Annotated in this window: 10 protein-coding genes; all 10 read left to right on the top strand. The window is 44.2% G+C overall.

All coding sequences use genetic code 11. The features are described from left to right. The first annotated feature begins 2 nt into the window (after positions 1-2). The 10 genes from FKN08_RS06135 to FKN08_RS06090 all read left to right on the top strand — a co-directional run bounded on the left by FKN08_RS06135 (position 3) and on the right by FKN08_RS06090 (position 12571). On the top strand, positions 3-1226 hold the full coding sequence (locus tag FKN08_RS06135; protein WP_170891561.1) for a N4-gp56 family major capsid protein: 1224 nt from the start codon (positions 3-5) through the stop codon (positions 1224-1226). A 59-nt stretch (positions 1227-1285) separates the two neighbouring features. Further along, positions 1286-1732, top strand: coding sequence for a hypothetical protein (locus FKN08_RS06130; RefSeq protein ID WP_170891560.1), 447 nt, complete (start codon positions 1286-1288; stop codon positions 1730-1732). Positions 1733-1845: 113 nt separating this feature from the next. After that, complete coding sequence (locus tag FKN08_RS06125) at positions 1846-2310, top strand: hypothetical protein (RefSeq protein ID WP_170891559.1); 465 nt, start codon at positions 1846-1848, stop codon at positions 2308-2310. Further along, positions 2310-2888 (top strand): hypothetical protein, encoded by a 579-nt coding sequence (locus FKN08_RS06120; protein WP_170891558.1) that lies wholly within the window; start codon positions 2310-2312, stop codon positions 2886-2888. Before FKN08_RS06125 ends, FKN08_RS06120 begins: the two co-directional genes overlap by 1 nt. Before the next feature lie 8 nt (positions 2889-2896). Continuing rightward, positions 2897-3568 (top strand): DUF6682 family protein, encoded by a 672-nt coding sequence (locus tag FKN08_RS06115; RefSeq protein WP_170891557.1) that lies wholly within the window; start codon positions 2897-2899, stop codon positions 3566-3568. Between the two features lie 19 nt (positions 3569-3587). Continuing rightward, positions 3588-7436, top strand: a complete 3849-nt coding sequence (locus FKN08_RS06110; RefSeq protein WP_170891556.1) for a hypothetical protein — start codon at positions 3588-3590, stop codon at positions 7434-7436. Next, positions 7433-8293, top strand: a complete 861-nt coding sequence (locus FKN08_RS06105; RefSeq protein ID WP_170891555.1) for a DUF4376 domain-containing protein — start codon at positions 7433-7435, stop codon at positions 8291-8293. The genes FKN08_RS06110 and FKN08_RS06105 overlap by 4 nt, the downstream gene beginning before the upstream one ends. Before the next feature lie 121 nt (positions 8294-8414). Further along, a complete protein-coding gene (locus tag FKN08_RS06100) occupies positions 8415-8639 on the top strand; it encodes a hypothetical protein (protein ID WP_020840883.1) in 225 nt (74 codons plus the stop codon). Beyond that, positions 8639-10249 (top strand): hypothetical protein, encoded by a 1611-nt coding sequence (locus FKN08_RS06095; protein ID WP_170891554.1) that lies wholly within the window; start codon positions 8639-8641, stop codon positions 10247-10249. Before FKN08_RS06100 ends, FKN08_RS06095 begins: the two co-directional genes overlap by 1 nt. Beyond that, positions 10250-12571 carry a hypothetical protein gene (locus FKN08_RS06090; protein WP_170891553.1) on the top strand — a complete coding sequence of 774 codons (2322 nt, stop codon included), beginning with the start codon at positions 10250-10252 and terminating at the stop codon, positions 12569-12571. It abuts the gene before it with no gap. Positions 12572-12600 lie beyond the last annotated feature (29 nt).

The following is a 12600-nucleotide window of genomic DNA, read 5'->3' as shown; positions in this document are numbered from 1 at the left end:
TAATGACTACTATCACTAAAGCTCAAGCTGCTAAAGCGTTTGGTGCCGCGCTGTTTACTCATACGCGCCGCCAAAACACTTTTGTAAACATGCTAACTGGTAAAGCTCCAAAGGCAGTACCAGCAGACCGCAACCGAAACAAAACCCAAACTGAAGCTGGTGCGCCAGTTGTAATGATCACCGACCTTACAAAACAGGCTGGTGACACAGTTGAAATGGATTTGTTCCACAACTTGGGCGGTATGCCAACGATGGGCGATAAAAAAATCGAAGGTCGTGGCGAGTCGCTATCAAAAGTTGAGTTTGAATTAGTCATTAACCAAGGCCGTCATAACGTCGATTCAGGCGGTAAGATGGCTCAACAACGAACCAAGCAAAACCTACTTCAAGTAGCTCGTACAATGCTTGGGAACTACTTCAACGATCTACAAGATGAAATCGCAACGTATCACCTAGCTGGTGCGCGTGGTGACTTCATGCCTTCCGACATGATTGTTCCAACTGCGGATCATTCAATGTTTGGTGAAATCATGGTTAACCCTGTTACCGCTCCTACAGCGGATCGCCACTTCTTCGGTGGTGACGCAACAGGTATTGCAGATATCGTGGCTGCCGACACGCTAACTTTAGCGAAGATCGATGAAATTGCGCTTTACCTAGAAGAAATGGCACATCCAATCAAGCCTATCCGCTTCGAAGCAGATGAGCTTTACGGCGAATCGCCTTTCTACGTTCTATTTGTTACTCCGCGCCAATGGGCCGACCTATGGGCTGACGTTCAAGGTGCTGGCAAAGTGCAAGAGCTGATCGCGAATGCGGTTAACCGTTCGCAAGGATTTAAGCATCCACTATTCCAAGGTGACCGCCTAATGTGGCGCAACATCTTGGTTCGTCAATACCGTAAACCAGTACGCTTCAATGCTGGCTCTAAAGTGAAAGTTGGCGCAGCAAGCGGCAACGGCACTGAAACTGAAGCTACAGCAGCTACCGTAATTGACCGCGCAATCCTACTTGGCGGCCAAGCGCTGGCAGTGGCTTACGGTAAATCTTCAAGTGGTGCTCAGTTCTCAATGCACACTGAGAAGGTTGACCACGGCAACGGTCGTGAAACGTCTATCGCTTGGATGAGCGGAGTTAAGAAAGTTCGCTTCCAAGAGAAGAATGGCCGAATCAATGACTACGGCGTAATGGTGCTAGATACAGCCGTTGGCGGTTTATCTAAGTAATAAGTGACAGGCTAGCTATCTAGCCAGCCTTTATTCATCGTAATCAAAGGAGAATTGCAATGGCAGTTAAAGTATCACCAGCCGTTAAGCAAAACGTCTATAACGGTACTCACGGTAACCTTTCAGTGATGTTCGCTGAAGTTCCAGCGCTTGCTGATGCTGACTCAGTTATCGTAACAAGCCTTGAGGCTGGCGTGAAGTTGGTGGAAGTGAAGATCCTTACCAAAGGTGAAGCAGTAGCAAGCTTAACTGCTAAGGCTACTCTGAACGAAGCCTTGTTAGGTGATGGTATTCACGAGCCTCAAGTTGGCACCAAGTTAGAAGATGTGATCGGTACGGCTACGGAAGTTCCGAAGGGTGCGTTGTCGTCTGATGTGGCTGGATACTTCCCGTCAGAAGATGTTGCTGAAAAAGATAAGTGTCTAGTTCTTACTTTCGCAGGTGCCAAAGTTCCAGCAGACAAGATCCGTCTAGCGATTTACACCACTTCAGTCGGCACTATTTAAGATAGTCCACTCTGTTGAAAAACAGGCCAGTCAGATAATTGGCTGGCCTGTTTTATATGTTCCGTGGCAATGGCCGCAGCTCAACACATCGAATACACATAAGGGTATTGACTATGACAGCAGAAAAGAAAATTGTTTGGATCGGTGAAAAGCCAATTAAAAAGGTAAACACGCTAGGCCGTGACTATTACTTTAACCGTGGCGAACCAACCAGCGTACCGGAGCAAGTGGCGCACCGATTACTGCAAATTAAATCTTGTTTTGCTACTCCTGAAAGTTCTCAGTCTCTAATCGAGAGCCTACTAGCTGAAAAGCAAAAGCGTCAGCAACTAGCGGAGCGAGCGGCGCAACTAAAAGCTGAAGAAGAGAAAGCAAACACTTGGCTCGTTATGGTTGATGGTGAAGTCGTCAACATTTCCAAATACACCAAGGCGAAACTTGAAACCATTATCCTAGCAGAAGAGCTTCCAATTGATCCGCTAGCATTGGAAGTTCCAGAAGGCGAAACACATGCGTCAGCTCTACGCATGGCAGTGCGTGACAAGCTACACGCTAAACACGGTATTCCAGAGGCTTAATGATGAGCGCACTATCTGATTTATATCGGTTAGTGCGCCAGCGTTGCGCTGGCGTTGTCGATATCATGATGGATGACGCCTTGCGCGACTCTTACCGCGAGTTTTGCGAGAAATCAGAGTTCCTAAAAACAAAGGTCAAATTGACCGCCGTTGTGTCTGGTGTGCAAATTCCGGTTACTGGCATTCCTACCGATTCAGCAATTCTAAAAATTGACAGCGTAGTGAGCAATTGCGGTTCTCTGCTTTACGTCAATGACGACTACGTTTTTGAACCTGTAACCAACGAGCTCACATTCACGAATGACTTTGATGCGGTGACCGTTACGGCGGTACTAAAACCAAAGCTAAGCTTCGATGAGAACAACCTTAATTCATATCTAGTTGAAAACTACGGCGAAGCTCTAGCGGCTGGCGCTGCTTACCGACTCCGATTACAGGTTGGCACAAATTGGTTTAACCCTGATCTCGCATTGATGTACGAACGTGAATTTATCGAGGGTTATCGCCGCGCTTACCGAGTAAGCAAAGACAACTTCAACTCATTCAAAAACAAAGTGCGTAAGCACAATTTCTACTAGAGGTGTGTATGTCTTCGAATAACACTCCGGTCAAACACTTGATCGATGAGGCAGCTCGTCTCGTTGTCGATAAAAACATGATCCGTTGGGATAAAGCGTTTTGGGTTGATGCGTTCAACTCGGCAGTTCGAGCAATCTTAGCAATTCGATCTGATGCGTTAACGGCCAATGAGGACTTTGTTTGTGTTGAGGGTTCAACTCAGACAATTCCAGTAGGTGCCCGTTTTGTTGTTGATGTTCTGCGAAATAAAGGCGGCGCGGCCATTTCTGGCAATGTGGATTTGAAGGTGCTTGATGATTATCGCCCTGAATGGCGTTCAGAGCCTCTTGCTAGCGCGGCCAAAGCGTGGCTTTACGATGACCGAAATCCAACAACGTTCTATATGTATCCTCCGGTTGTTTCTGGAACAACCATTGAGTGTGTATTTGCAAAAGTGCCTACGCCAATAACTGAAAGCGATTACGACTCTGAAGCCAAATGCGAACTAAACCCGATGTACGACAACGCGATCATTGAGTGGCTTGTCTACCGCGCATTTAGTGAGGATGCGGAGTTTACCGCTAACGCTGCTCGTGCAAACACAGCATTAAACGCCTTTAGAACAATGCTAGGCGACAAGAGCCAAGCAGATAGCATCGTTCAACAAAAGAGCGCTGATATCAAAAACCAACCACGCTAATTAATTGGAGTAGAGCACAATGACTAGTAGCTGGTATCGAAGAGGTACGGTAACTGTAACCGACGGTTCAAAAGAGGTTGTAGGCGTTGGTACGTTATGGGTTGATGCCGGAAATAAACCACTAGCTGGTGATATTATGTTCATAGCTGGCAGTATTTATGAGATCGAATCGATCACCGATAACGAACATTTGTCACTGTTTAGACCATTTACTGGCGTTCCACCAGCAAATGGTGAGTATGCGATCATTCGAAATACTTCAGTAACTATTGCTACTCGTGTTGCTGCAATGGTCGCGGCGGCTATCAACTCAAAACAAGTGTTGCTTGATGACCTTCGAGGTTATTACACATCGACGGCTGACAAGGTTCTGATTCATACCGGTGACGGCTCAACTATCGAGGTTGTGCCTCTCCAAACATTGGTATCTGACATTACAAAGCTAATCGATCAGGCGAAAAGCATTAAGGATGACCTTGTTAGTACCGATGCGGCATTAAGCCTAATTCGCAAATACTCAAACACCGTCCAAGGTGTGGAAGTTGAACCAGGTATGTATTCAGCTAAGAGCTATGCTCTTGATGCGTCGGATACGCTGGCTTTAGTGAACCAAGCAAAAAGCGATGTAGATTTAACAGCTTCTCAAGTTCAGAAAACCAAAGCTGATATTGAGCAGTTCGTAAGTACATCAAAAACTGAAATTGATGCTAAGGCTACTGCCGTGAAGGAGGATATTTCAGAGCTTGTTGCTGGTGGCACCGATAGCATTACGTCACATACCGATACAAGCAAGGGTGCAATTAACACCTTATTGAGTGCAAGCAAAACCGAAATCACGGATCTAGTTACCACTGAAAAAGCTGCCATTTCACAGCAATCAAGTACAACAATTAGTGAAATGACTGCACTAAAACAGAGCGCCGAACAAGCTGCATCAACGGCAACACAAAAGGTTACTCAAGCGGCTGCTTCAGCTACAAGCGCAGCACAAAGCAAAACCGATTCTCAAGCCCTGAAAACGCAAACTGAAGCCTTAGCGAATGAGACAAAGCAAGTAGCGGAAGAGATTAAATCCAGTAGTTATGTTGGTTGGCAAATCTATTGCCAAAGCGAAGCAAACATGAAAGCTGCACGAATGCTAGCTAGTGAACAGTTTGCGGCTAGTGGTTTTGTTCATTATGGTAAACACGCCCTTTCCGGAAATTCCGTATTTCCTGTTAATGAGAGTTTATACGCTTACATTAATGCAGCTAACACTAACACTCTTCGAATGGGGCGTACACCTACAGCTAATACTTATGAAGGTACGTCAAAAACACTATACCCTGTAACAAGTATTGCAGGATTTATTAGTGAACTAATTGGAAATAATACCAATAATGACCCAACCGCAGGGAATTTTATCAAATTCCCCGAAGCCCCTGATGGCGCAGTCACCTACAATAAATCGAGCGGGGAGATTAAAAAGCATAGCAACCCTGATGCTGCATTCACTTATGCAAATACTTCTGCTGATATTGAGGTAGTAATAAACCGTGTGGATTTGTTTGGTGGGGAGTTCTTCTTAGAAGAAGTATCTCAATCAAATCCTTTTGTGTATCCAAAAGGCATGATTCAGTCCCAAGCCACATCTATGAATGGTGTCGCTACGACTATGTCTAATCGTCCTGTTACATACTACGCAGCGTATGGCGGAGATACTGGTTCACGAGGTCGTGGTGTAGATTTCTGGTCAGCTACTGATGAACAGAAGAAAGCTATGGTATCTGATGAATCAAATAACATCTTCATGTTAGATGATGGTCGTGTTGTTCAGTGGCGTATGCGTCAACGTACTATTGCAGGTGCAGGTAATGGGGATTGGTTGAATACCAATTCAGTGTGCGAGAATAGCACAAAAGGCTTCTACCTCCAGTATTCTAGTGGTTCAAAATTTGTAGCTCCACAAGGAGCATTAGATACGGTTAGGGAATTTAATACAGGTAATCCTACTTATCGAGGTTCTGGTGGGAGTGTGACTACTGGACAAAACCCTAATCAAAAACTAGGCGTATTTTCCTTATTTGATAATGCAGTAGTTGAAGATATTGCTATTGATGATGAATGTTACTTCCATGTATGGGGTGTTGTTCCTCGTCTGAACCAAGGTGCTTATCATCCAAGCTTTAACCCATTAGGTACTAAGAGTTGGGTTCAATCTGGTAAAGGTTGGAATGCTCAGTGGTGGCAAGTGTCGGGAGTTAGTTCTACTCGTCAGTGTTTTGATTACAAGACAGCATCAAGTGACCTAACTCAAGCTGGTGCTAACGAAGAGTTCTCAGGTTTTATTGGTTCTCGCGACGGTTCAAGTCGTCCCGATGGTCGTTTCTATGATGTTATCTACGCTTCAGGCTTGGGCGGTGTGATCGACTATCGATTTAGCGCTTGGGATATGGGGAGCAAAGATGAAGCAGCTAAGATTTTCCAAAAGCTAATCGAAGGTACTTATCGGGGTAAAGAACATCTTCCCCGTATGCGTTCGTTTGTTCCTCAATACACAGTAAGCGCCGCTCATGGTACTTATTTGCGAATTGAGGCTAATAAGCTCTTGGGAGATACAGATTGGATTCCAACAACTAGCAGCATTGCACAAGGTGTACAGTGTTCTGGCAGCTTGATCGTCAATGGCGTGGTGAGGAAAGTTAAGAAGATATACAGAAACACTAACCTTGATTACTACCTAGAAATGGAAGATAGGTTAGGTAACGCTGTTGGGGATGTTATTTGTGGTGTTATCGGTGACTATGCGCCTTTTGAGATATCGGGCAATTTCAATATGATTGATGTGCTTGGTTCGCCAGAGCGTATTTTGGCTAAAACTGAACTAGCAAATGGTTGGCTTGGTGACTGGATTCCGGTTGTTCCAAACAATACATTGGTGGCAAATAAATTTCCGATGACTCACGTTGCGGTGGACAAGGATATGCGAATGTATTGGAGCGACGGTGACGCAGCTTGGCAAACCGGAACTTATACGTTCGCTCCATCATTAAATGCGCGTGATAACAGTTCTGCGATCCCATCAACTCGCGTTGCATTACATTCTTATATTGCTAGCGCAAAACTTACTAAATCAGCAAACATCAAACCTATATTAAATGGTGCTAATGGCGTCGGTGATGTTTACGCAACGATGTTTAATGATCGTACTCGTGGTGGATTATTACGGGAAAGTTTTATAAACAAAGTTGTTAGTGGCTACTCGCAGAAGCATCCACACAGCCAAACAGTGAAGCTGAACAAATGTACGTTGCTTGATGGATATTTTGTTAGTAACCCTGATTTCTCGCCAACGCATGAATGTATTGCACTAGGTGAACCAGCTTATGATGATTCAGCAATCAAAGTGTTGTGGAGTCAGAGTTCAAATAATCAACAGGTCAATTTAAATCTATCATTCAATGAGTTGATTTGGGTTGGTAGCTATTCGTCGTTGAACGTAACCAAAATTACGTCCACTAACACTGCGACTGATGGTGTTGCGGGTCAGCTTTATTTAACCGATCCAAGTATTACAAATGCTTTGGGTAATAAGTTGCTGCGCTGTGTTAAGTCTTTTACTGCGTCTTGGGGGGATGTGTGGTTAGAGAACGGAAAAGGCTTCGTGTATATCACAGCTCCAACGGGAGATCCTTTCTTGGTCGTATATGGTTCACAGGCGGATTTATGGGGCGATGATGGAAAATTGCGGATCGTAAGTGATGCTGGGACATATAAGAATCTCAATGGTGATTTATGTCTATATGGTACGCATGAGCTGGCAATTCCATACGGCTATACGAAGAACAAAGCTCATGCTGGTTCTCAAGTTAATGGGGTGGATTTATGATCATTGATACGGACTACACAGCTCTAACCGATATCGATGAGAATATCCGGCATTATTATGCTGAAGATGTTCGACAACGAGTGATTGGCTATGCAGAGGGGGAGGAAACTTCCCCTATAACTGAGCAATGCACGGTTATCGTTCTTAATAAGCCTGAAGAAATTACTTATCAGGATGCAAACCAAAGACGCTGGGAGGGTAAGTCTTGGGAGCAAGTTGTTAAGCCAGAGATTGAGCGAGCAATTGCTTGGGAAGATTTTCAAGTAAACCACGATCAATATCTTCAATGGTTGGTGGATGTAGAGAACTTTGTTCCTGAAATCACTATTGGCGAAGATGGTGAAGAAGTTGCCACGTTACCACCAGCGCGGCCCGTGATCGATATGCACAATCGCCGCGCCGTTTATGAAGTGATTGAAGTGTCATACGACGCTAATTATTACACTCATAATGGTGAATACGATTATTTGGTCAATGATGAAGAGTTTACTGTTACCAAGACGCCAGTTGTCGAGAGAAAGCCTGACAATGTGATCGCGGAGTTTCATCGGAACAAGGCGCAAGCTTTGCGAGATGAAATAAAACTATCAAACATCTTTATTCATGGATATGAGTTCCAAGTTCGCCAAGTTGACCGGAACAACATGGATGAAACGCTATGGTATGCAGAGCGAAATAATATGTTGGATAAAGAGACGGTCTGGATTGCAGCAAATAATGAACCTGTAAGACTGACGTACAATCAAATCCAACAAATTAAAGATGCATATGCGATTCGATTGGAAAAGCTATTTAATCAATATGCCACTTGGACAGAAGGGGATATGCAAACTCCATTCGAATTTTTGGAAACCTAAAGTTCTCGATTGGCAATTTTTGTTTTTAATCGAGAAAGTGTTTTTATTCCGAGTTATTATTGGTCAAGCATTGCAGTTTATGACGGGGTGCGAAAGTGCCCCGAATTGAAAGGGGCGAAAGATGTTAGAGAAGTTACTAAACAACAATCCACTAGGCGTTGTGATGTTGTGTGCTTCGATAGTTGGGACTGGTTATGTGATGAATTATCGCTTGAACAGTATCGAGACGACTCAACAAAACATTGGCACTGATGTAAAAGATATTCGCCAAGATATAAGCGCTCTACAGGCTGATGTTGCCGGATTGAAAGCCGTTGCTGATTACAAAGAGAGAGCAGGTAAATAATGCCTAGAATTAACGTCGCTACTTTCTTTGGAGAACGGCCAAAACAGACGCCGAGACTCCTACCAAATGAATACGCTACAAAAGCGGTAGATTGTCAGTTTCCGGTTGGAAACCTTCAGCCTTACCTTGGCTTGAAGGACACCACTGAAAGCTTAACGGAAAGCCATAAAACGGTTTATAAGTTTTTAGATTGGTGGTTCAAGTGGAAAACTGATGTTGATGTGGTTGTGTCGCCAATTGTTGGTGACCCTTGGAGCCGTGTTTATTTTACAAGTGATACCGGAGTTCGCGTTACCAATAACCAGATATTTAATGGTGTTGGTGATCTTCCCGTTGACTCTTATCCATTAGGAGTGCCAGCGCCAGAGCATGGCGTGACAGCAGAAGTAAATGCGCCAGATCCTCTACCAGAAGAGGACGACGCAACCGACGACGAAACTCGTTTTTATGTCTACACACTTGTTAGCGAACAAGAAGAGGAAGGGGCGCAATCCCCAATCAGTAATCAAACTGAAATTAAGTTCCCAGAGAGTACGGTTACGCTGACATTTCACAGTGAAGGTGTTTTATCCGGCAATATCACTAAACGTCGAATCTATAGAACGTCAACAGAGGGTGGTGTTTCTGACTTCTATCTGGTTGGGGAGATACCGATCTCACAAAATACGTTTGTGGATGATAAGTCAGCCGATGATCTTGGGTTCCCACTGGAAAGTGAAAAATACGAAATGCCTAACAAAAAGCTACGGTTTTTAACCCTAATGCCTAACGGAATTATGGCTGGTGGCTATGACCGAACTGTTTGTTTTAGTGAGCCGTATTTGCTTCACGCATGGCCTGTAGATTATCAGCTCACAACAGAGCACGAAATCGTAGCAATGGAATCAGTGAGCAATATGCTATTGGTTGGCACGAAAGGTTACCCTTGGGTGTTCCAAGGTATCACCAGTGATGCGATCAGTGGGCGAAAGCTTGAGTCTATGCAAGCGTGTGTTTCCAAGCGCTCTATGAGAAATATCGACAACCTAATTATCTATGCGTCTCCTCATGGCCTTTGTGCGTTCACTGGTCAAGACGTTGAGCTAATTACCAAAGATATTATTGACTCTAAGCAGTGGGAAGCATTGGAGCCAGAAACCATTGAAGCTTACTACTACGATGGAAAGTATTTGGCTTTTTACGGAAAGGCGCTTGATAAGTCGTTCATATTCGACCCTAAAACGGGTGGCATTACGTTCCATTCTCTAGGTTCAAACCTTGGATTTACTGACTTAGTGACAGGTACGCTTTATGTTCGAAGCGAAGATGGCACAAAGCTGGCTGAATGGAACAAAGGCCAACCTAAAGCGTATGTTTGGCGTTCTAAAGAGTATTACGCCATGTATCCAACACTTAGTACGCTGTATATCCGAGCGGAAGATCCGGCATTGGTTGGAATGAAAATTATCGTTGATGGAGTCGTCATCAAAGATTACGAGATAGGTACGTTAACTGATCGACCTATACGCATTCCACCAGCAAGGGGCAACTCATGGCAATTTGAAGTTTATGGCACTGGAATATTAGAAGAGGTGATCATTGCTTCTAGTATGGCAGAGGTTTACGGGTAAATGGCAGTTCGTACATTACAAGGCGGCAAAAAGCTAAAGGGCAAATTCCAATCTATTCCCCACAAGAAAGGAAGTGACGCTGTAATGGATGCAGTTGCCGACAACTTAGAACAGTTGATCGGTATGCGTGGTGAGGGCGGCAAAAAAGCTGTCCTTTGGGAAGATATGAAAAAGCTTGGTTTTGCTGACTACAGAAACGGTAAATTACAGAGCACAATTAATATTCCAAGTTCAGACGGCGGTATTGATGATCCGATTGTTGGTGAGGAAGTTCAGACGCCAACTACACCACAAAACTTAGTGGTTAAATCTGGCTTTGGTATCGCACTGCTTTCGTGGGATACCGCGCCATATAAAGGCCATGCTTACACCGAAATTTATCAAGCAAGAGATAACGTATTTGCAAATGCTATTGTGGTGCAAACAACTCCGTCTAGCGTTGCGTCATTGCCGATTGAGCCTACAGGTGATTATTACTATTGGATCAAGTTCGTAAACTTAAAAGGCGAACGTTCAGCGATTAACTCAATTAATGGTACTCATGCAAAGAGCATTGTTGACCCTCAATATTACCTTGACCTGATCATTAAGGAGATGGGAGAACATCCCGAACTAATTCCTTTACCGGAGGCATTAGAAGGCATTGATTTTTCATCCATTCCAGACGCAGAAACTATTGAGAATATCGACGTATTATTAGCGGAAGCAGCTATGCAAAACGCTGTAACCGTTGATAAGGAAAGCGCATTTCGCAGAGAAGAGAACCGGACATTAAGGGCCGAGATTGAAACCAACTACTACACAGCAGTTGAAACCGATAAGGCAATGGCGGTTTTAAGAGAGTCGGTTACTTCTCAGATCGAGGAAAACGAGACATCAATTCTTGCTCAGATCAAACGAGAGTACGCAACGAAGGTTGAAGTTGATAGCGCGTTATCGGCATTAAGAGAGTCTGTTAAGTCAGAAATTCAGTCTAATGGGGAGTCAATTCTTGCGCAGGTAGGCCAAGAGTTTGCAACTCAAGTTGAGCTTGATAAGGCTATATCTACAGCCAAGTTAGATCTCGAAACTCAGTTAGGTGATTCGATTTCAGGTATTGAGCAAAACTATGCGACGAACGCCAAGCTAACGTCAGCAATTTCTCAATTAAATACTTCGTTGTCAGCGTCAATTGAAGGAGTTGAGAGCAATCTATCAACCAACTATAAAACGTGGGTTGATACTGAAAAGGCGATCAATATTGCAACCAATTCATTGTCTTCAAAAATTGGAGAGGTTGAGAGTAACTTAGCCAACAACTATTACACTGAAGCGCAAACCAATCAGGCGATTAGTACCGAGATTGGAAAAGTTAATGCAACAGTTAACGGCGTTTCATCTTCAGTCACACAGATTAGTGAAGCATTGGCCGATCTTGATGATGGCTATTCTGCGTTGTGGGGCGTTAAAACAAGCATTGGTGGAATGACGGCTAATGTTGCTCTTATTGCTCAGTCTTCCACGGATACGAGCACAACAAACGCAGAATTTGTCGTTAAGAACGCTGGATTTAAGGTCGCTTACGACAAAAATACTGGTGGCACAGGTAGCAACAGCATCGTTCCGGTGTTTGGCACTATCAAAAACCCAGCTTATCAGGATTGGGTTAACGGCGGCCAAGTTGGTACGGCTCCACCAAAATACGTACTCGCAATCGACACTGCATCAATCAAGGTTGCCGACATTAGAGATTTGGTTGCTGGCGATGTAGTGGCAACAAGCGTGCAAGCAAATACAGTAATCGCAAACGTAACGTTACGAACATCAACGATTAATGACCCGAACAGCAAATTCTATGTGAGTGCGGCTGGTGTGGCAAAAATGGTTGGTGCTGATGTTTCGGGGAAAATTACCGCGACTTCTGGCGTACTAAGGAACGTTACGATTGCCGATTCTTGCGATATTCAAGGTCGTCTCAATGTTAATCAGATCGTTGGTGATGTAATAAAACCTTATCCGTACTCGGTTATCAAGACAGACAGTAGTGCAGGACTAATTCAGACACTCTACTCAGTAAATATTCCAATGGCTACTTGGGATCGTGAGGTCGTTTGGGGGAGTGTGTATGCGACCGCGTTCGGCGCATGGTTTGATTTTTTAATTAACGATGAGGTTGTACATAGTCAAGATATTGGTGGCATGAGCGCTCAAAACTCACCAACCTGGCGACATAGCCTTCCGGCTGGTAAGGCTTATAAGGTTAGTTTGCGCATAAGAAACTACGGAAACAATTCTTGGCATGTGTGGAACTCATCTGGATTAGTGCTCACCTACAAAGCTTAGGTTTAAGGCTTTTGGAATTGCGCCATTTT

The sequence above is a fragment of the Vibrio sp. 1-2 (7-a) genome, assembly GCF_013048515.1.
In the GTDB taxonomy this organism is placed as follows: domain Bacteria; phylum Pseudomonadota; class Gammaproteobacteria; order Enterobacterales; family Vibrionaceae; genus Vibrio; species Vibrio diabolicus.
This window is presented reverse-complemented; position numbering and strand designations above follow the sequence as displayed.

Excerpts from the sequence above, each read along its gene's own strand:
- FKN08_RS06135 (WP_170891561.1), top strand. The coding sequence starts at position 3 with ATGACTACTATCACTAAAGCTCAAGCTGCTAAAGCGTTTGGTGCCGCG.
- FKN08_RS06130 (WP_170891560.1), top strand. The coding sequence starts at position 1,286 with ATGGCAGTTAAAGTATCACCAGCCGTTAAGCAAAACGTCTATAACGGT.
- FKN08_RS06125 (WP_170891559.1), top strand. The coding sequence starts at position 1,846 with ATGACAGCAGAAAAGAAAATTGTTTGGATCGGTGAAAAGCCAATTAAA.
- FKN08_RS06120 (WP_170891558.1), top strand. The coding sequence starts at position 2,310 with ATGATGAGCGCACTATCTGATTTATATCGGTTAGTGCGCCAGCGTTGC.
- FKN08_RS06115 (WP_170891557.1), top strand. The coding sequence starts at position 2,897 with ATGTCTTCGAATAACACTCCGGTCAAACACTTGATCGATGAGGCAGCT.
- FKN08_RS06110 (WP_170891556.1), top strand. The coding sequence starts at position 3,588 with ATGACTAGTAGCTGGTATCGAAGAGGTACGGTAACTGTAACCGACGGT.
- FKN08_RS06105 (WP_170891555.1), top strand. The coding sequence starts at position 7,433 with ATGATCATTGATACGGACTACACAGCTCTAACCGATATCGATGAGAAT.
- FKN08_RS06100 (WP_020840883.1), top strand. The coding sequence starts at position 8,415 with ATGTTAGAGAAGTTACTAAACAACAATCCACTAGGCGTTGTGATGTTG.
- FKN08_RS06095 (WP_170891554.1), top strand. The coding sequence starts at position 8,639 with ATGCCTAGAATTAACGTCGCTACTTTCTTTGGAGAACGGCCAAAACAG.
- FKN08_RS06090 (WP_170891553.1), top strand. The coding sequence starts at position 10,250 with ATGGCAGTTCGTACATTACAAGGCGGCAAAAAGCTAAAGGGCAAATTC.